Genomic DNA, 19,241 nt, shown 5'->3' with positions numbered 1-19,241 from the left:
CACCCGCAGGAACAACAGGAACAAGCAGCAATCAGCAGCCGGTCGTGAAGCACTGCCGCAGGCCCGGAGGACGTCGTGAGCGACACACAGACCTTGATCGAGAACCGACCGCCCTCCGTGGCGAACCTCTTCATCGACCGCGTGGCGGCCACCCCGGACGGGGAGGCCTACCGCTACCCCGTCCCCTCGGCCACCGGCGAGGGACCCGATGAGTGGAAGTCGCTGAGCTGGGCGCAGGCCGCCGAGCGGGTCTACGCCGTCGCGGCAGGGCTCATCGGTCTGGGCGTGCGGCCGGAGGAACGGGTCGCGCTCGCCGCCAGTACGCGGGTGGAATGGATCCTCGTCGACCTCGGCGTGCTGTGCGCGGGTGCCGCCACCACCACGATCTACCCGTCGACCAACGCGGAGGAGTCGGCGTTCATCCTCTCCGACTCCGAGAGCCGGGTGCTGATCGCCGAGGACGCCGCCCAGCTGGCGAAGGCCCGCGAGCGCCGGGCCGAGCTGCCGGACCTCGCCCATGTCGTCGTCATCGACCCCGAGGGCGCCGGACCCGCCGAGGGCGACCCGGAGGGCTGGGTGCTCACCCTCGCCGATCTGGAGGCCCGCGGCGCCGAGTACCTGGCGCAGCACCCCGAGGCCATCAAGGAGCGGGTCGACGCCATCACGGCCGACCAGCTGGCCACCCTGATCTACACCTCGGGCACCACCGGCCGCCCCAAGGGAGTGCGCCTGCCGCACGACAACTGGTCGTACATGGCCAAGGCCACCGTGGCGACCGGCCTCATCACCTCCGACGACGTCCAGTACCTCTGGCTGCCGCTCGCGCACGTCTTCGGCAAGGTCCTCACCTCCGGCCAGATCGAGGTCGGCCACGTCACCGCCGTCGACGGCCGGGTCGACAAGATCATCGAGAATCTGCCGGTGGTCCAGCCGACGTACATGGCCGCCGTGCCCCGGATCTTCGAGAAGGTCTACAACGGCGTCGCCGCCAAGGCGCGGGCCGGCGGCGGGGCCAAGTACAAGATCTTCCAGTGGGCGGCCGGGGTCGCCCGCGAGTACGCGACGGTCTCGCAGGACAATTTCCGGCGCACCGGCACGGCCTCCGTCCCGTTCGCGCTCGCCGCCAAGCACAAGGTCGCCGACACCCTCGTCTTCGCCAAGATCCGTGAGGCCTTCGGCGGTCGGCTGCGCGCCTGTGTCTCCGGCTCCGCCGCGCTCGCCCCCGACATCGGCCTCTTCTTCTCCGGCGCCGGAATCCACATTCTGGAGGGCTACGGCCTCACCGAGTCCAGCGCCGCATCCTTCGTCAACCCGGGCGAGGCCTACCGCACCGGCACCGTCGGCAAGCCGCTCCCCGGCACCGAGGTGCGGATCGCGGACGACGGCGAGATCCTGCTGCGCGGCCCCGGTCTGATGCAGGGTTACCACGGACAGCCGGAGAAGACCGCAGAGGTGCTGGAGTCGGACGGCTGGTTCCACACCGGCGACATCGGCGAGCTGTCCGTGGACGGCTACCTCCGGATCACCGACCGCAAGAAGGACCTGATCAAGACGTCCGGCGGCAAGTACATCGCCCCGGCGGAGGTCGAGGGACAGTTCAAGGCGGTCTGCCCGTTCGTCTCCAACATCCTGGTGCACGGCGCGGACCGTAACTTCTGCACCGCCCTGATCGCCCTCGACGAGCCGACCATCCTCGGCTGGGCCGCCGAGAACGGCCTGGGCGGGAAGCCGTACGCCGAGGTGGTGGCCTCACCGCAGGCCGTCCGGCTCATCGAGGGCTATGTGAAGCGGCTCAACGAGGGGCTGCAGCGCTGGCAGACCATCAAGAAGTTCCGGCTGCTGCCCCGCGATCTCGACATCGAGCACGGCGAGCTGACGCCCAGCCTCAAGCTGAAGCGGCCGGTCGTCGAGCGCGAGTACAAGGGCCTCATCGACGAGATGTACGCAGGGGCCCGCGAAGCCTGAGGGCTGTCCCCACGGTGCTCCTCCCCGCTCATTTTCTCCGCGCACTTCGGCAACTCGTTGCTTATGGGCATGGTCCATCTGTCACTCTGTCGGTGTCGTCAGCGCCGCCCAACGAGAACAGACAGACAGCAACGAGAACAGACAGAGCGAGAACAGGTCAGGAGCTGCACCGTGGGGCCCATTCCCTTGCAGCGGGACATCGTTCAGCGTCCCGGTATTCCCGCAGGCCGTGCGGATGCGCAGCCGGCCGCCCATACGTCACTGCCCGGAAACCTCCTCGCACCCTCCGCGGCCCGCCGGTTCCTGCGGGCCGCGCTCGGCGAGTGGACCGGGCTCGGGCTGCCGGCGGCCGTGGGCTTCAGCGAGCGCGTGGCCGAGGACGCGGAAGTCGTCGTCAGCGAGCTGGTCACCAACGCGGTCGTGCACGCCGGGACCAACGTGGAGCTGCTCGCCCGGCTGGAGGAAGCCACCGAGGACGAGGTCGCGGCCCTGGTGCTGGAGGTCTCGGACCACCATCCGGCCCGCGCCGTGCGCAGCGACCGCCCGGAGTCCGGGAGCGCGGCCGATGTGGCGGAGGGCACCGGCCTCGTCGGTCCCGAAGAGCCCGCCGAGTACGGTCGCGGGCTCCAGCTCGTCGGCACCCTCGCCGAACGCTGGGGCATCACCTACCGCACCGGCCTCAAGACCGTCTGGGCACGGCTCCCCGTGGACGACTGGAACCCCTTCCCGGAACCCGCGGCCGAGCCCGGGTTCCAGCAGGGCCTGCGCGCCGCCGAGCTGCTCGCCCCCACCGCCCGCCGCGCGCTGCGCGACGACGCGGACTGGGCCGGCCGCGGCGCGCTCTCGTTCCTCGCCGAGGCATCGGACCTGCTCGCCGGCCAGCTCGACGAGGACATCGTCGCCGCGCTCTCCGGGCAGTTACTGGTACCCAGGCTCGCCGACTGGTGCGCGATCTGGCTGGAGCCCGAGAACGGCGGACCCTCGGCCGTCCCCCGGCTCGCCAGCATCTGGCACCGGGACGAGGCCGAGACCGGTCAGCTGCGCACCCTGCTGGAGCAGGACCCGATCCGGCTCCCCGAGCGGGTCGGCACCGGGCCCGTCTCCATGCCGTGGCCCGGCGGCGAGGAGGAGGGCGGGGAGACCGAGGAGCGTGCCGCGTCCGCTCTCGCCTACCGGATCACCTCGGGCGGCCGGACCCTCGGCGCCGTACTCCTCGGCCGGGAGGGCCTCGCCCGCGTCCCCGACGAAGTGACCGCGCTCATCGAGGACTTCGTACGCCGGGTCGGCCTCGCCGTCGGCGCCGCCCGCGCCTACACCCGGCAGGCCACCATCAGCCGCATCCTGCAGCGCGCCCTGCTGCCCGGCAAGGTCGCCGACATACCGGGAGTCACCAGCTCGCTGGTGTACGAGCCCAGCGACGACGGCGTCGTCGGCGGTGACTTCTACGACATCTTCCCGTGCCCCGGCGACCGCTGGTGCTTCGTCCTCGGCGACGTGCAGGGCAGCGGCCCCGAGGCCGCCGTCGTCACCGGCCTCGCCCGGCCCTGGCTGCGGCTGCTGGCCCGCGAGGGCTTCGGCGTCGGCGAGGTCCTGGACCGGCTCAACCGGTTGCTCCTCGACGACGCGATGGAGGCCGCCGAGGCGGCCGCGCTCATGGTGGCCGCGGCCGGTGGCCAGCAGACCGCGGACACCGGGCAGTCCCGCTTCCTGTCCCTGCTGTACGGAGAGCTCGTACCGCTGCCCGGCGGCGGCGTGCGCTGCACCCTGGCCAGCGCCGGCCACCCGCTGCCGCTGCTGCTGCGGCCCGACGGTGAGGTACGCCCGGCCGCCGAGCCGCAGATGCTGCTCGGGATCTTCGACGACGTCGCGTACGAGAGCCAGATCTTCGAGCTGGCGCCCGGCGACAGCCTGCTGTGCGTCACGGACGGGGTGACGGAGCGGCGCTCCGGACCGCTGATGTTCGACGACGGCGACGGGCTGGCCCGTGCGCTGGCCGGCTGCACCGGGCTGTCGGCGGACGGGATCGCGGACCGGATCAAGCGGGCGGTGCACGAATTCGCCGAGCGGCCGCCCGACGACGATCTGGCGCTGCTGGTGCTCCAGGCCGGGTGAGGAGACGCGTCGGGGTACGGGCGGCCTCCGTGATCACGGACGTGGCCGGGGGTTCCCCGGCGGCGAGCGACAATGGGCGGTATGCCTTCCGTACTGCCCGATGGTGAACCCGTACCCGACGACGGGGCGCTGCCCCGCCACGCCCTGGAAGGCGCAGCCGGCCGGCCGCTCGGCTTCTACCTGCACGTGCCGTACTGCGCGACCCGCTGCGGCTACTGCGACTTCAACACCTACACCGCCACCGAGCTGCGCGGTTCCGGCGGCGCGCTGGCCTCCCGGGACAACTACGCCGAGCATCTGATCGGCGAGGTCCGCCAGGCCCGCAAGATCCTCGGCGACGATTCGCGCCCGGTCCGCACGGTCTTCGTCGGCGGCGGCACGCCGACCCTGCTGGCGGCCGCGGACCTGGTCCGGATGCTGGGGGCGATCCGTGAGGAGTTCGGCCTCGCGGACGACGCCGAGATCACCACCGAGGCCAACCCGGAGTCCGTCGGCCCGGCATACCTCGCCGAGCTGCGGGAGGGCGGCTTCAACCGGATCTCGTTCGGGATGCAGAGCGCCCGGCAGCACGTGCTGAAGATCCTCGACCGTACGCATACGCCGGGGCGGCCCGAGGCGTGTGTCGCCGAGGCCCGGGAGGCGGGCTTCGAGCACGTCAACCTCGACCTGATCTACGGCACGCCCGGGGAGTCGGACGACGACTGGCGGGCTTCGCTGGACGCGGCGATCGGCGCGGGGCCGGACCATGTCTCGGCGTACGCGCTGATCGTCGAGGAGGGGACGCAGCTGGCGCGGCGGATCCGCCGCGGCGAGGTCCCGATGACGGACGACGACGTCCACGCCGACCGCTATCTGATCGCCGACGAAGCGATGGCCGCGGCGGGCTTCTCCTGGTACGAGGTGTCGAACTGGGCCCGCACACCCGAGGGCCGGTGCCTGCACAACGAGCTGTACTGGCGCGGGGCCGACTGGTGGGGCGCCGGGCCCGGGGCGCACAGCCATGTCGGCGGGGTGCGCTGGTGGAATGTGAAGCATCCGGGGGCGTACGCGCAGGCGCTGGCCGAGGGGCGGTCGCCGGGCGCGGGGCGCGAGATCCTCTCCTCGGAGGACCGGCGGGTCGAGCGGATTCTGCTGGAGCTCCGGCTCGCCGACGGCTGCCCGCTGTCGCTGCTCGCCCCGGCCGGGCTGGCCGCGTCCCGCCGCGCCCTGGCGGACGGGCTGCTGGAGCGCGGGCCGTTCGAGCAGGGGCGGGCGGTGCTGACGTTGCGGGGGCGGTTGCTGGCGGATGCCGTGGTGCGGGATCTGGTGGACTGAGAGCGGGGCGGGGCCGCGCCGGAGGGGCGCTACTCCGGCGCTGTCACGAAGTCGATCAGGTGTTCCACCGAACCCAGCAGTGACGGTTCCAGGTCGTGGTACGAGCGGACCGTGGACAGGATGCGCTGCCAGGCCGCGCCGGTGTTCTCCGGCCAGCCCAGCGCGCGGCACACGCCCGTCTTCCAGTCCTGGCCGCGCGGTACCGCCGGCCAGGCCGTGATGCCCACGGAGGACGGCTTCACCGCCGCCCACACGTCGATGTAGGGGTGGCCCACCACCAGCACGTTCGCGTCCGACACCTGGGCCGCGATCCGGGACTCCTTGGAGCCGGGGACCAGATGGTCGACCAGGACGCCCAGCCTGGCGTCGGGGCCGGGGGAGAACTCGCGCACGATGGCCGGGAGGTCGTCGATGCCCTCCAGATACTCGACGACCACGCCCTCGATCCGCAGGTCGTCGCCCCAGACCCGCTCGACCAGCTCCGCGTCGTGCCGGCCCTCCACATAGATCCGGCCCGCCCGTGCGACCCGGGCGCGCGCCCCGGGGACCGCGATCGAACCCGAGGCCGTACGCGCGGGGCGCGCCGGAGCGGCGGCCGAGGGACGGACGAGGGTGACCACCCGCCCCTCCAGCAGGAAGCCGCGCGGCTCCATCGGGAAGACCCGGTGTTTGCCGAAGCGGTCCTCCAGGGTCACCGTCGGACCCTGGGCCGTCTTCTCGCAGCGGATCACCGCACCGCAGAACCCGGTGGAGACCTCCTCCACGACCAGATCGGCTTCGGCGGGGACCTCGGGAACGGGGGCGGACCTCTTCCACGGCGGGGTCAGGTCCGGCTGGTAGCTGCGCATCGGACGACGATAGGCCCTGAGGGTCACGACACGCCGAAGCGCACGGCGAGTTGTTCGCGCTGGTTCCGTACGAACGCCGCGTCCACCACCGCCCCGTGCCCCGGTACGTACACCGCCTCCTCGCCGCCCAGCGCCAGTACCCGGTCCAGCGCGACCGGCCAGCGGGCGGGGACCGCGTCCCGGCCCGCCTGCGGTTCGCCGGACTCCTCGACCAGGTCGCCGCAGAGCACGATCGCGGGGGAGCCGGGGACCACCGCCACCAGGTCGTGGCCACTGTGCGCGGGGCCCACGTCGGCCAGCAGCACCTCGCGCCCGCCGCCCAGGTCGAGCGTCCGCTCGCCGCACACCTGGTGCTGCGGGACCACCAGCGCGTCGACGGCCTCCGCCGCGTCGTGCTCGCCGACCCCCTGGCGCACCGCCGAGGTACGCAGATCCGCCGCCCCCCGCTCCAGCAGCTCCGCCAGGCCGACCGCCCCGTACACCTCGGCGCCGGGGAATGCGGCGGTGCCCAGAACATGGTCGAAATGAGCGTGGCTGAGTGCGATATGCGTCACCCTCCGGCCCAGCAGAGCCTGGGCCTGGGCGTGTACCTCGGCACCCTCGCGGAGCGTCGATCCGGTGTCGTAGAGCAGCACTCCGTCCGTCCCGGCCACCAGCGCGACCGTCGCGTCCCATCCGGGAAGACGCCGTCGGCCCACTCCGTGACCGAGTCGCTCCCACCCGAACTCTTCCCAAGAGGCATCCATACCGGGACGCTATCGGCAAAGGACCTGCGCGGTCTCGCGGTAGCGTGGCCGGTCGCCCTTGCTAGGTCCCCACTCGGCCGCCGTACACTGGCCGGGGGATTGCTGGCACTCGCGTTGACAGAGTGCCAGGCCGATTCCTGGGCAGAGAAACAGGAACGTCCCGAGAACCACCGAGGAAACGCAGCTGGAGGTGTGCGCGATGCTCAGCGAACGCAGACTCGAAGTGCTCCGCGCCATCGTCCAGGACTATGTCGGCACGGAGGAGCCCGTCGGCTCCAAGGCGCTCACCGAACGACACAAGCTGGGGGTCTCCCCGGCGACCGTCCGCAACGACATGGCGGTGCTGGAGGACGAGGGCTTCATCGCCCAGCCCCACACCAGTGCCGGACGCATCCCGACGGACAAGGGCTACCGGCTCTTCGTCGACAAGCTCGCGGGGGTCAAGCCCCTCTCGTCGCCGGAGCGCCGTGCCATCCACAACTTCCTCGACGGCGCGGTCGACCTCGACGACGTCGTGGGCCGCACCGTACGGCTGCTCGCGCAGCTGACCCGGCAGGTCGCCATCGTGCAGTACCCCTCGCTGACCCGGTCGACGGTGCGGCACGTGGAGTTGCTGTCCCTGGCACCCGCCCGGCTGATGCTCGTGCTCATCACGGACACCGGCCGGGTCGAACAGCGCATGATCGACTGCCCCGCCCCCTTCGGCGAGACCTCTCTCGCCGATCTGAGGGCCCGGCTCAACAGCCGGGTCGTCGGACGCCGCTTCGCGGACGTCCCGCAGCTGGTGCAGGATCTGCCGGAATCCTTCGAGAGCGAGGACCGGGGAACCGTTTCCACGGTGCTCTCCACTCTGCTCGAAACCCTCGTCGAGGAGACGGAGGAGCGGCTGATGATCGGCGGCACCTCCAACCTCACCCGCTTCGGGCACGACTTCCCTGTGATGATCCGGCCGGTGCTTGAGGCACTGGAGGAGCAGGTCGTGCTGCTGAAGCTGCTCGGCGAGGCCAAGGACTCGGGCATGACCGTACGTATCGGGCACGAGAACGCCCATGAAGGGCTCAACTCCACGTCCGTCGTCGCGGTCGGCTACGGTTCGGGCGACGAGGCAGTCGCCAAACTCGGCGTGGTCGGACCGACCCGCATGGACTACCCCGGAACGATGGGAGCGGTACGCGCAGTGGCACGTTACGTCGGACAGATCCTGGCGGAGTCGTAAGTGGCCACCGACTACTACGCCGTACTCGGCGTGCGCCGCGACGCATCCCAGGACGAGATCAAGAAGGCATTCCGTCGGCTCGCCCGCGAGCTGCACCCGGATGTGAACCCTGATCCGAAGACCCAGGAGCGGTTCAAGGAGATCAACGCCGCCTACGAGGTGCTGTCGGACCCGCAGAAGAAGCAGGTCTACGACCTCGGCGGCGATCCGCTGTCCGCCTCCGGCGGCGGTGGCGCGGGCGGATTCGGACAGGGCGGCTTCGGCAACTTCTCCGACATCATGGACGCGTTCTTCGGTACGTCGTCGCAGCGCGGTCCCCGCTCACGCACCCGGCGCGGCCAGGACGCGATGATCCGGCTGGAGATCGATCTGGCCGAGGCCGCGTTCGGCACCACCAAGGACATCCAGGTCGACACGGCCGTCGTCTGCACGACGTGCAGCGGCGAGGGCGCCGCCCCCGGTACCTCCGCCCAGACCTGTGACATGTGCCGCGGCCGCGGCGAGGTCTCCCAGGTCACCCGGTCCTTCCTCGGCCAGGTCATGACCTCGCGGCCCTGCCCGCAGTGCCAGGGCTTCGGCACGGTCGTGCCGACCCCGTGCCCGGAGTGCGCCGGCGACGGCCGCATCCGGTCGCGGCGCACGCTCACCGTGAAGATCCCCGCCGGTGTCGACAACGGCACCCGCATCCAGCTCGCGGGCGAGGGCGAGGTCGGCCCCGGCGGCGGCCCGGCCGGCGATCTGTACGTGGAGATCCACGAGCTCTCGCACTCGGTGTTCCAGCGCCGCGGCGACGATCTGCACTGCACGGTCACCATCCCCATGACGGCGGGCGCGCTCGGTACCAAGGTGCCGCTGGAGACGCTCGACGGCCTGGAGGAGGTCGACATCCGGCCGGGCACCCAGTCCGGCCAGTCGGTCCCGCTGCACGGACGCGGCATCACACATCTGCGCGGCGGCGGGCGCGGCGATCTCATCGTGCACGTCGAGGTGATGACCCCGACGAAGCTGGACCCGGAGCAGGAGCGACTGCTGCGGGACCTGGCGAAGATGCGCAACGAGGAGCGGCCCACCGGCCAGTTCCAGCCCGGCCAGCAGGGGCTGTTCTCCCGGTTGAAGGACGCCTTCAACGGCCGCTGACCGGTCTGCCGCACCCTCTCCGGACGCCGGACGGACCCGCTCGACGGGCCCGTCCGGCGTTCGAGCACAAAGCGGACCCCGTCCTGCGCGTCCCGCGCCGCGCCGGACGTGACACGATGCCGTCATGTCATCCGCGTTGACCGATCTCTGCCGGTATCCGATCGTGCAGGCCCCGATGGCGGGCGGCACGTCCGGTCCGCAGCTCGCCGCAGCCGTCTCCGAGGCGGGCGGGCTCGGTTTTCTCGCCGCCGGGTACAAGACGGCCGACGGTATGTACAACGAGATCAAACAGTTGCGAGGGCTGACCGGCCGACCCTTCGGCGTCAATCTCTTCATGCCGCAGCCGGCGCTCGCCGACCCGAGCGCCGTGGAGGTGTACCGGCACCAGCTCGTGGGCGAGGCCGCCTGGTACGAGACCCCGCTCGGCGACACGGACTCCGGCGGCGACGACAACTACGACGCCAAACTCGCCGTCCTCCTGGAGGACCCGGTCCCGGCCGTCTCGTTCACCTTCGGCTGTCCGACCCGCGACACCCTCGACGCGTTCGCCGGCGTCGGCACGTACACCGTCGTGACGGTCACCACGCCCGAGGAGGCCCAAGCCGCCCAGTGGGCGGGCGCCGACGCGGTCTGCGTCCAGGGCGTCGAGGCGGGCGGCCACCAGTCCACCCACCGGGACGACCCGCAGACCGACGGCACCGGGATCGGGCTGCTCTCGCTGGTGTCCCAGGTCCGCGAGACCGTGCAGATACCGATCGTCGCCACGGGCGGGCTGATGCGCGGCTCCCAGATCGCCGCGGTGCTCGCCGCGGGCGCGGAGGCGGCGCAGCTCGGTACGGCGTTCCTCGTCTGCCCCGAGTCGGGGGCGAGCCCGCTGCACAAGCAGGCGCTGACCAACCCGCTGTTCGTACGGACCGCACTGACCCGGGCGTTCTCCGGCCGCCCGGCCCGGGGCCTGGTCAACCGGTTCATGCGCGAGCACGGACCGTACGCCCCCGCCGCCTATCCGCAGGTCCACTATCTGACCGCCGGGCTGCGCGCGGCGGCGGCGAAGGCCGGGGACGCGCAGGGCATGGCGCTGTGGGCGGGCCAGGGACACCGGATGGCACGCGAGCTGCCCGCGGGCCGGCTGGTCCGGCTGCTCGCCGAAGAACTGGACGCCGCACGGACGGCAGTGAGCACAGGGAGTACGCAGTGACCGCACCGGTCTTCGTCGTCGAACAGGTCCCCGAGGGGCCCGAGTTCGTCCTGGAGGGGCCCGAGGGCCGGCACGCCGTGTCGGTGAAGCGGCTGCGCGCCGGCGAGGAGGTCGTGCTCACCGACGGGCGCGGCCACTGGACGGAAGGCGTCGTCGGGGCCGCCGAGGGCAAGGACCGGCTCGTCCTCACCGGCCTGGGCCCGGTCCGGGAGGAGCCCGTGCCCGGGCCGCGCATCACCGTCGTCCAGGCCCTGCCCAAGGGCGACCGGGGCGAGGTCGCCGTGGAGACGATGACGGAGACCGGCGTCGACGCGATCGTGCCCTGGCAGGCGGCACGCTGCATCACGCAGTGGAAGGGCGACCGCGGCCTCAAGTCCCTCGCCAAATGGCGCAACACCGCCCGGGAGGCGGGGAAGCAGTCCCGCCGGGTGCGCTTCCCCGAGGTGGCCGACGCGATGACGACCAAGCAGGTCGCCGCGCTCCTGGCCGCGGCGGACTTCGCCGCGGTGCTGCACGAGGACCGGGGGCACGACAGCGAGCCGCTGGCCGCCGTACGGCTCCCCGCCCAGGGCCAGATCGTGCTCGTCGTCGGTCCCGAGGGCGGTGTGTCGCCGGACGAGCTGGCGGTCTTCACCGCGGCGGGCGCCCGGACCTGCCGGCTCGGGGCGAGCGTCCTGCGCACCTCGACCGCGGGCACGGCGGCGACGGCGCTGCTGCTGGGGCGCACCGGCCGCTGGTCGTGAACCCTGTCGTGAGCCCGCTGTGCGCCCCGTCGCGTGCGCCGGAGCCGCTCGCGGTTCCGACCGCGAGCCGTCTACCGCTTCACGGGCGAACGGTGGAAAGCTGCCCCGTATGGGGACATCAAGGGCATGGGCCCGGGGAAGAGAACGGCGCTTTCTGGCCGTGTCCGCACTCGTGGTAGCGGCGGTCGCGGGTGCTGTGGGCTGTGAGCCGGCGGGCGGGCTGAACTCCGCGTCCATCGCCGTGACCACCGATCGGGCCGGCACCGGCGCACTGGAGCGCAACGGGGTCGACGTGCGGTGGCTGAACTGCACCGCCGGAGTCGACGGGACCGTGCTCGGGGCCGCCTCGCCCGCCGCTTCCGCACGCCGGACCGCGGATGTCGACTGCACCGGCAAGACCGGGAACGGCGAGGCCATCACCCTCACCGGCAAGGTCACCCAGGAACTCGGCGGACAGTGTGTGCGCGGCGACCTGACCGCGAAGGCGGGCGGGAGGTCCGTCTTCCGGGCGGATGCGCTCGGCGACTGCGACGCCGTCCCTTCGACCGCCGTGGTGGACCCGCTGCCGGCCGGCGGCGGCGCCGGCTTCCGGCCGACGGTCACTGTCACGGTGACGGTGACCGAAGCACCCCGGGGCAAGTGAGTCCGGCGGGCGCCCGGCGGCCCGTCCACTCCGGCCAACCCGGTTACGCACAGCATGGCCGCGGCCTAGGGTGATCGGTGTGACACAGCCTGCCTACCTCCGATACCCCCATGTCCAGGGCGATTCGATCGCCTTCACCGCCGAGGACGATGTCTGGCTGGCGCCGCTGGACGGCGGCCGGGCCTGGCGCGTCAGTGCCGACAACCGGCCCGTCACCGGCCCACGGATATCACCCGACGGAACCCGGGTCGCCTGGACGTCGACCCGGGACGGGGCACCCGAGGTGCACATCGCACCGGCCGACGGCGGCCCCTCGGAACGGCTCACCTACTGGGGCGACGAGCAGACCGCCGTCCACGGCTGGACGCCCGGCGGCGAGGTGCTGGTCATCAGCGCCCAGGGGCAGCCGTCTCACCGGCGCACCTGGGCCCGGGCCGTCCCGGTCGACGGCGGACCCGCGCGGACCCTGCCGTACGGGCCGGTCGGATCGCTCGCGTACGGGCCCGGCGGCCGGGTCCTGCTGCTCTCGGTCACGATGGGGCGCGAGGCCGCCACCTGGAAGCGCTACCGGGGCGGCACGGCAGGCAAGCTGTGGATCGAGCAGGAGCCCCCGGCGGACGGACCGGCGGAGTTCGTACGGATCCACGCGGAGCTCGACGGGAACATCGAGTGCCCGATGTGGGTGGGGGAGCGCATCGCCTTCCTCTCCGACCACGAAGGCGTCGGCGCGCTCTACTCCTCGCTCCCGGACGGCTCCGACCTGCGCCGCCACACCGGCGTCGAAGGCTTCTACGCCCGCCACGCGACCACCGACGGCACCCGCGTCGCCTATGCCTCGGCCGGCGAACTCTGGCTGCTGGACGGCCTGGAGGGCGACGGCCCCCGCCGCCTCGACATCCGGCTCGGCGGCCAGCGCACCGACCTCCAGCCGCACTCCGTGCACGCCGGCAGCCACCTCGACTCCGCCTCCCCGGACCGCACCGGCCGCGGCAGCGCCATCGGGACGCGCGGCGCCGTCCACTGGGTCACCCACCACGGGGGCCCGGCCCGCGCACTCGCCGTGGAACCGGGCGTACGGGCCAGGCTGCCCCACACCTTCCAGGCCGACGGCGACCAGCACGTCGTCTGGGTCACCGATGCCGAGGGCGACGACGCCCTGGAGTGCGCACCCGCCACCGGCACCGCCCCCGGCTCCGCACCGCGCCGTCTCGCCGCGGGCCGCATCGGCAGGGTCCTCGACCTCGCCCCGGCCCCCGACGGCAGCCGGTTCGCCGTCGCCGCGCACGACGGGCGGGTCCTGATCGTCGAGCGGGAGAGCGGCGAGGTCCACGAGGTGGACCGCAGCGAGCACGGCGACGCCTCCGGCCTCGTCTTCTCGCCCGACTCCGCCTGGCTCGCCTGGTCCCACCCCGGTCCCGAGCCGCTCAGCCAGCTCAAGCTCGCGCACCTCGCCGACCTCTCGGTCACCGAGGCCACCCCGCTGCGCTTCCGGGACTTCGCCCCCGCGTTCACCGGCGACGGCAAGCACCTCGCGTTCCTCTCCGAGCGGTCCTTCGACCCGGTCTACGACGCGCATGTCTTCGACCTGGCGTTCGTCGGCGCCTGCCGCCCGCATCTGCTGACGCTCGCCGCCACCACGCCCTCCCCGTTCGGGCCGCAGCGCCACGGCCGCCCGACCGAGAAGGAGAAGAGCGGAGGCGAGGGCGACCAGGACAACCCGACCGCGCTGCCCGTCACCCGGATCGACCTCGAAGGGCTCGCCGACCGGATCCTGCCGCTGCCCGTCGAGGCCGCCAGCTACTCCACGCTGCGGGCCGCGAAGGACGGGCTGCTGTGGCTGTGCCACCCGATGACCGGGGTGCTCGGTACGAGCGGCGCCACGCCCGACTCGGGGCGGCCCGAGACCGTGCTGGAGCGGTACGACCTGGAGAAGCTGCGCTGCGAGGAACTCGCCTCGGGCGTCGGGGACTTCGCGGTCAGCGGGGACGGCAAGCGGGTCGTCCTGCACACCCGGGGCAGGCTGCGCGTCGTGCCGTCCGACAGCCACGTCTCCGCCGACGACGAGGACGGCGGCAGCGACGGCGGCGTCACCGTCGACCTCTCCCGCATCCGGCGGACCCTCGAACCGGCCGCCGAATGGCGCCAGATGTACGACGAGGCCGGGCGCATCATGCGGGACAACTTCTGGCGACCCGACATGGGCGGCCTCGACTGGGACGGGGTCCTGGACCGCTACCGTCCGGTGCTGGAACGGATCGCCACCCACGACGACCTGATGGACCTGCTGTGGGAGGTGCAGGGAGAGCTCGGCACCTCGCACGCCTATGTGATGCCGCCCGGCGGATGGCGCGACGAATCGGCCCGGCAGGGGCTGCTCGGTGCGGACATCTCCCGTGCGGAGGACGGCGGTTGGCGCATCGACCGGATTCTGCCGTCCGAGACCTCCGACCCGGAGGCCCGCTCGCCGCTCGCGGCGCCCGGGGTGGCGGTGCGCGCCGGGGACACGATCCTCGCCGTCGACGGCTGCCCGGTCGATCCGGTGACCGGGCCCGGACCGCTGCTCACGGGCTCGGCGGACAAGCCGGTCGAGCTGACCGTCTCGCCGGTGGACGGCGGTGACCCCCGCCAAGTCGTCGTCGTACCCCTCGCCGACGAGGAGGCGCTGCGCTACCACGCGTGGGTCGCCGACCGGCGGGCGTATGTGCACGAGCACTCCGGCGGGCGCCTCGGCTACCTCCACGTCCCCGACATGGTCGGCTCGGGCTGGGCGCAGCTCCACCGCGATCTGCGGATCGAAGTGGCTCGCGAGGGGCTGGTCGTGGACGTCCGGGAGAACCGCGGCGGCCACACCTCGCAGCTGATCGTGGAGAAGCTCGCCCGCCGCGTCGTCGGCTGGGACCTGCCGCGCGGCATGCGGCCCCTCAGCTACCCGAAGGACGCCCCGCGCGGGCCGGTGGTCGCCGTGGCCAACGAGTTCTCCGGCTCGGACGGCGACGTGGTGAACGCTGCGATCAAGGCGCTGAACATCGGGACGGTGGTCGGTACCCGGACCTGGGGCGGCGTGGTCGGCATCGACAGCCGGTACCGGCTGGTGGACGGGACGGCGGTCACCCAGCCCAAGTACGCGTTCTGGTTCGAGGGTTACGGCTGGGGCGTGGAGAACCACGGGGTCGATCCCGATGTCGAGGTCGTGATGGCGCCGCAGGACCATGTGGCCGGGCGGGATCCGCAGCTGGACGAGGCGATCCGGATCGCGCTGGCGTCGCTGGCGCGGACACCGGCGAAGCGGGCGCCGGAGCTGCCGGAGGCGTAGGGCCTGTCCGGCGGATCAGGGGCGGACAGGGCGCGGCGTCCGGTGCGGTGCGTCGCAAGGCGCCGGAGCGTTCTGATAGCGGAGCTGTTCGGACGTTTCGGCAACGCCGCGAGGCGCCGTGCCGGACGCCGTGACCCCGGCCATGATCCGCCGAGCAGGCCCTGGCGGAGCGGGGTGGGGTGCGGGTCCGGTGCGGCGGGCTCGTCGCCCCTTCCCGTAGCCGGGGGCGCTGCCCCGGACCCCCGCTCCTCGATCGCCGGAGGGGCCGGTTCCCGGGCGGGTAGGGGACAACACCCGCCGCAGGCGGCCCGATAGCATGCCGTACAACGATCACCACCATCTACCGAGGAGCCGCCCCATGGCAGGAGAACCGCAGCCCGACTGCCTGTTCTGCAAGATCGTCTCGGGCGAGATCCCGGCAACCATCGTCCGCGAGACCGAGACCACCGTTGCCTTCCGGGACATCAACCCGCAGGCCCCGACCCACGTACTCGTCATCCCCCGCGTCCACCACGCGGACGCCGCCGCGCTCGCCGTCGCCGAGCCGGCGATCGTCGCCGACATACTGCGTGAGGCCGGGCAGGTCGCCGCCGACGAGAAGATCGTGGACACCGGGTACCGGGTCGTCTTCAACACCGGCTCCGGCGCCGGTCAGACCGTCTTCCACGCGCACGCGCACGTCCTGGGCGGCCGCGGACTGCAGTGGCCCCCCGGCTAGATCGACCGGTCGCACACCATGTCCGTACGCGAACTCGTGGTCCTCGGCACCGCCAGCCAGGTCCCGACCAGACACCGCAATCACAACGGCTATCTGCTGCGCTGGGACGGCGAGGGCATCCTCTTCGACCCCGGTGAGGGCACCCAGCGCCAGATGCTGCGAGCCGGTGTCGCCGCGCACGACATCGACCGGATCTGCGTCACGCACTTCCACGGCGACCACTCACTGGGCCTGGCCGGGGTGATCCAGCGGATCAACCTCGACCAGGTCCCGCACCCGGTCACCGCGCACTACCCGGCGAGCGGACAGCGCTACTTCGAACGGCTGCGGTACGCCACCGCCTACCGCGAGTCCGTCGAGCTGACCGAGGCCCCGGTCGACACGGACGGGGTACTCGCCGTCACCGACGCGTACACGCTCAGCACCCACCGGCTCTCGCACCCCGTCGAGTCGTTCGGCTACCGGCTCGTCGAGCCCGACGGGCGGCGCATGCTGCCTCAGAAGCTCGCCGAGCACGGCATCAAGGGCCCGGACGTCGGCCGGATCCAGCGCGAGGGCGCCCTCGGCGGCGTCACGCTCGACGACGTCTCCGAGCGCAGGCGCGGCCAGCGGTTCGCGTTCATCATGGACACGAGGCTCTGCGAGGGCGTGCACGTGCTCGCCGAGGGCTGCGACCTGCTGGTCATCGAGTCGACCTTCCTGGACGAGGACGAACGGCTCGCCACCGACCACGGTCATCTGACCGCCGGCCAGGCGGCCCGGGTGGCCCGGGACGCGGGCGTACGGCACCTCGTGCTGACGCACTTCTCGCAGCGGTACGACGACCCGGCCGTCTTCGAGGCCCAGGCCCGCGCGGCGGGGTACGAGGGCGAACTGACCGTCGCCCAGGACCTCGGCCGGGTTCCCGTGCCCACCCGGCACCTCTGAACACACCGGCACCACATCAGCACCACCGTCTGTGAGCGTGAAAAACCCGTGCACCTCCCCAAAGCCGAACTCCACCTCCACATCGAAGGCACCCTCGAACCCGAACTGGCCTTCGCGCTCGCCCGGCGCAACGGCGTACAACTGCCGTACGCCGACACCGAGGAGCTCCGCACCGCCTACCTCTTCGAGGACCTGCAGAGCTTCCTGGACCTGTACTACGCGCTGATGGCGGTGCTCCGGACCGAGGAGGACTTCGAGGAGCTCGCCGACGCGTACCTCGCCCGTGCCGCCGCACAGGGTGTTCGGCACGCGGAGATCTTCTTCGACCCGCAGGCGCACACCGCCCGCGGCGTCCCGATCGGCACCGTCGTCGAGGGGCTCGGCCGGGCGCTGGACCGCAGCGAGGAGAAGCACGGCATCTCCACCCGGCTGATCATGTGCTTCCTGCGCGACCGGTCGGCCGAGTCGGCGATGGAGACCCTGGAGGCGGCGAAGCCGTATCTGCACCGGATCAGCGCGGTCGGCCTCGACTCGGCGGAGGTCGGCCACCCGCCCGCCAAGTTCCGCGAGGTGTACGAGGCGGCCGCGGCGCTCGGGCTGCGCAAGGTCGCGCACGCCGGCGAGGAGGGCCCGCCCGAGTACATCCGGGAGGCCCTGGACGTCCTCGGGGTGGAGCGCATCGACCACGGGCTGCGCTGCATGGAGGACCCGGAGCTGGTGAAGCGGCTGGTCGCGGACCGGGTACCGCTCACCCTCTGCCCGTTGTCCAACGTACGGCTGCGTGCCATCGACACCCTGGAGGAGCACCCGCTGCGGGCCATGATGGCCGCCGGACTGCTCTGCACGGTGAACTCCGACGACCCCGCCTACTTCGGCGGATACGTCGGGGACACCTTCCACGCCGTCCGCGAGGCGCTCGGTCTGGACCACGAGCAGCTGCGCACGCTGGCCCGCAACTCCTTCGAGGCGGCCTTCCTCGACCACGACGAGGAGCGCAGGGCGCGCTATCTGTCCGAGGTCGAGGCGTACGCGTTCGACTGACCGGCCCCGCCCGCCGGACCGGCCGTCCGGAACGCACCCCGGACCGGGCGTTTGCGGCGCACGGGCAGGCTGATCTCCGTGACGGCCTGCTCGGGCGCGCCCAGCTCGGGCACGGCGCCCGGCACCGCTCCGGTGGTGACGGCGAGCAGCGCGGCCGGGGCACCGCCCCTGCGGCGCACCGATCCCGGCACCAGCGGGCGGCCGCCGGTGTGCAGGGCGACGGCCGTGAACGGGGCCGCGACCAGGAGGGTGAGCGCGCCCAGGATCAGGCCCATGACCGGGTAGCCGGCCCGCTCGGACAGCACACTGCCGAGGACCGGCCCGCAGGCCACGCCGACGGAGGACGCGGAGCCCGCGAGGACCGCCCAGCGGCCGCGTACGTCCAGGGAGGCGGCCAGGCCGATCAGGTACGACAGGACCACGGGGTAGATCGTGTTCCAGAGGATCTCGCCGGTCGCGAACCGGCCGAGGCTCCCGGCCGACGAGCTGAGCACGATGCTCGCCGCGATGATCACGGTGCCCAGACCGATCGGCACCGCCCGGCCGAGCCTGGCGCCCAGCACCCCGGCGCCCATCACCCCGAGCAGACCCGCGCCGAGCGCGGTGGCGAACACCGCGCCGACGGTGACCTCGGAGAGCCCGACCTGGACCACCCCGATCCGGCTGCTCACGCCCCACAGCGCGTTCTGCGCCATGGACCAGACGAGCATGCCGCCCGCGAGCACCAGACCGGAACGGCGGTGCGGCAGCCGGGCGGCGGCCGGGGCGGTGGGGCCGGCCGGCACGACGCCGCCGAGCCGTGCGGTGGCCGGCCAGACGACCAGGGCGACCAGGGCGATCGAGGCGAACGGCAGCCGGTGGCCGCCGCCGAGGTGCGGGATCGTCAGATAGAGGGCGCCCGCCGTCGCGGAGACACTGAGCAGCCCGAGCGACGAGGCCCGGTGCGGATCGCGCTGGGCGGCGATGCCCGCGGCGGCCACCGCGGTCGCCGTGCCGGAGCCGAAGCCGCCGATCATCGCGCCCATGACCACCAGCGGCACCGACCCCGCCAGGGCGGCGCAGCCGTAGCCCGCCATGGCCAGCACCAGCCCGATCCGTGCGGGCCGCCGCGGCCCGCACGTCTCGACCCGGCCCGCCAGCGTGAACCCGGCGGTCGCCGAACTCAGCAGCAGGGCACTGCCGACCAGCCCGGACTGCGCCGCACTGAGGCCGAGATGGACGGAGAGCCGCCCGACGATGGTGGGCAGCAGATAGGAGGCGAGGTAACCGGCGGTGAACACGGCGACCAGGGGCCACGCGGCGCGCGGGCGCGAGGACATG

At 72.7% G+C, this 19,241-nt stretch carries 15 protein-coding genes; 12 read left to right on the top strand and 3 right to left on the bottom strand.

Annotated features, from left to right (window positions below; all coding sequences use genetic code 11):
• Nucleotides 1–75 precede the first annotated feature (75 nt).
• The 3 genes from ACWCQ6_RS04340 (at nt 76) to hemW (ending at nt 5,391) form a co-directional block, all read left to right on the top strand.
• On the top strand, nt 76–1,965 hold the full coding sequence (locus ACWCQ6_RS04340) for an AMP-dependent synthetase/ligase (protein WP_451085288.1): 1,890 nt from the start codon (nt 76–78) through the stop codon (nt 1,963–1,965).
• A 186-nt stretch (nt 1,966–2,151) separates the two neighbouring features.
• The gene (locus ACWCQ6_RS04335; protein ID WP_451085344.1) at nt 2,152–4,077 is read left to right on the top strand and encodes a SpoIIE family protein phosphatase; all 1,926 of its coding nucleotides are present in this window, start codon (nt 2,152–2,154) and stop codon (nt 4,075–4,077) included.
• Between the two features lie 72 nt (nt 4,078–4,149).
• Nucleotides 4,150–5,391 carry a radical SAM family heme chaperone HemW gene (gene hemW / locus ACWCQ6_RS04330; RefSeq protein WP_451085286.1) on the top strand — a complete coding sequence of 414 codons (1,242 nt, stop codon included), beginning with the start codon at nt 4,150–4,152 and terminating at the stop codon, nt 5,389–5,391.
• Nucleotides 5,392–5,420: 29 nt separating this feature from the next.
• Here hemW and ACWCQ6_RS04325 read toward each other — a convergent pair whose 3' ends face one another.
• Together ACWCQ6_RS04325 and ACWCQ6_RS04320 are read right to left on the bottom strand one after the other, a co-directional pair.
• Nucleotides 5,421–6,239 carry a DUF3097 domain-containing protein gene (locus tag ACWCQ6_RS04325; protein ID WP_451085284.1) on the bottom strand — a complete coding sequence of 273 codons (819 nt, stop codon included), beginning with the start codon at nt 6,237–6,239 and terminating at the stop codon, nt 5,421–5,423.
• A gap of 23 nt (nt 6,240–6,262) precedes the next feature.
• Nucleotides 6,263–6,985, bottom strand: a complete 723-nt coding sequence (locus ACWCQ6_RS04320) for an MBL fold metallo-hydrolase (protein ID WP_451085282.1) — start codon at nt 6,983–6,985, stop codon at nt 6,263–6,265.
• A 199-nt stretch (nt 6,986–7,184) separates the two neighbouring features.
• On the opposite strand from ACWCQ6_RS04320, the gene hrcA reads away from it, so the two are divergent.
• From hrcA to ACWCQ6_RS04275, 9 genes are all read left to right on the top strand, one after another.
• Entirely contained in the window at nt 7,185–8,201 is a 1,017-nt protein-coding gene (gene hrcA, locus ACWCQ6_RS04315) for a heat-inducible transcriptional repressor HrcA (RefSeq protein WP_451085280.1), read from the top strand.
• Nucleotides 8,202–9,338 carry a molecular chaperone DnaJ gene (gene dnaJ / locus ACWCQ6_RS04310; protein WP_451085278.1) on the top strand — a complete coding sequence of 379 codons (1,137 nt, stop codon included), beginning with the start codon at nt 8,202–8,204 and terminating at the stop codon, nt 9,336–9,338. It begins immediately after the preceding gene.
• Nucleotides 9,339–9,462: 124 nt separating this feature from the next.
• The gene (locus tag ACWCQ6_RS04305) at nt 9,463–10,536 is read left to right on the top strand and encodes a nitronate monooxygenase (RefSeq protein WP_451085276.1); all 1,074 of its coding nucleotides are present in this window, start codon (nt 9,463–9,465) and stop codon (nt 10,534–10,536) included.
• Nucleotides 10,533–11,279: a 16S rRNA (uracil(1498)-N(3))-methyltransferase gene (locus ACWCQ6_RS04300; protein ID WP_451085274.1), complete on the top strand. Its 747-nt coding sequence runs from the start codon at nt 10,533–10,535 to the stop codon at nt 11,277–11,279. The genes ACWCQ6_RS04305 and ACWCQ6_RS04300 overlap by 4 nt, the downstream gene beginning before the upstream one ends.
• A 160-nt stretch (nt 11,280–11,439) precedes the next feature.
• A complete protein-coding gene (locus ACWCQ6_RS04295) occupies nt 11,440–11,922 on the top strand; it encodes a hypothetical protein (protein ID WP_451085272.1) in 483 nt (160 codons plus the stop codon).
• 79 nt (nt 11,923–12,001) lie between these two features.
• Complete coding sequence (locus ACWCQ6_RS04290; RefSeq protein ID WP_451085270.1) at nt 12,002–15,235, top strand: S41 family peptidase; 3,234 nt, start codon at nt 12,002–12,004, stop codon at nt 15,233–15,235.
• Between the two features lie 358 nt (nt 15,236–15,593).
• Nucleotides 15,594–15,953 carry a histidine triad nucleotide-binding protein gene (locus tag ACWCQ6_RS04285; RefSeq protein WP_451085268.1) on the top strand — a complete coding sequence of 120 codons (360 nt, stop codon included), beginning with the start codon at nt 15,594–15,596 and terminating at the stop codon, nt 15,951–15,953.
• Nucleotides 15,954–15,971: 18 nt separating this feature from the next.
• Nucleotides 15,972–16,880, top strand: a complete 909-nt coding sequence (locus ACWCQ6_RS04280; protein ID WP_451085266.1) for a ribonuclease Z — start codon at nt 15,972–15,974, stop codon at nt 16,878–16,880.
• A 48-nt stretch (nt 16,881–16,928) separates the two neighbouring features.
• Nucleotides 16,929–17,921 (top strand): adenosine deaminase, encoded by a 993-nt coding sequence (locus tag ACWCQ6_RS04275; RefSeq protein WP_451085264.1) that lies wholly within the window; start codon nt 16,929–16,931, stop codon nt 17,919–17,921.
• On the opposite strand, the gene ACWCQ6_RS04270 is transcribed toward ACWCQ6_RS04275, so the two are convergent.
• Nucleotides 17,885–19,240: an MFS transporter gene (locus ACWCQ6_RS04270; protein ID WP_451085262.1), complete on the bottom strand. Its 1,356-nt coding sequence runs from the start codon at nt 19,238–19,240 to the stop codon at nt 17,885–17,887. The two genes, ACWCQ6_RS04275 and ACWCQ6_RS04270, sit on opposite strands and share 37 nt — an antisense overlap.
• Nucleotide 19,241 lies beyond the last annotated feature (1 nt).

It is taken from the genome of Streptomyces sp. NPDC001880, assembly GCF_053594575.1.
Note: the sequence above shows the minus strand (reverse complement) of the source record. Positions and strands in the feature narration are given on the sequence as shown.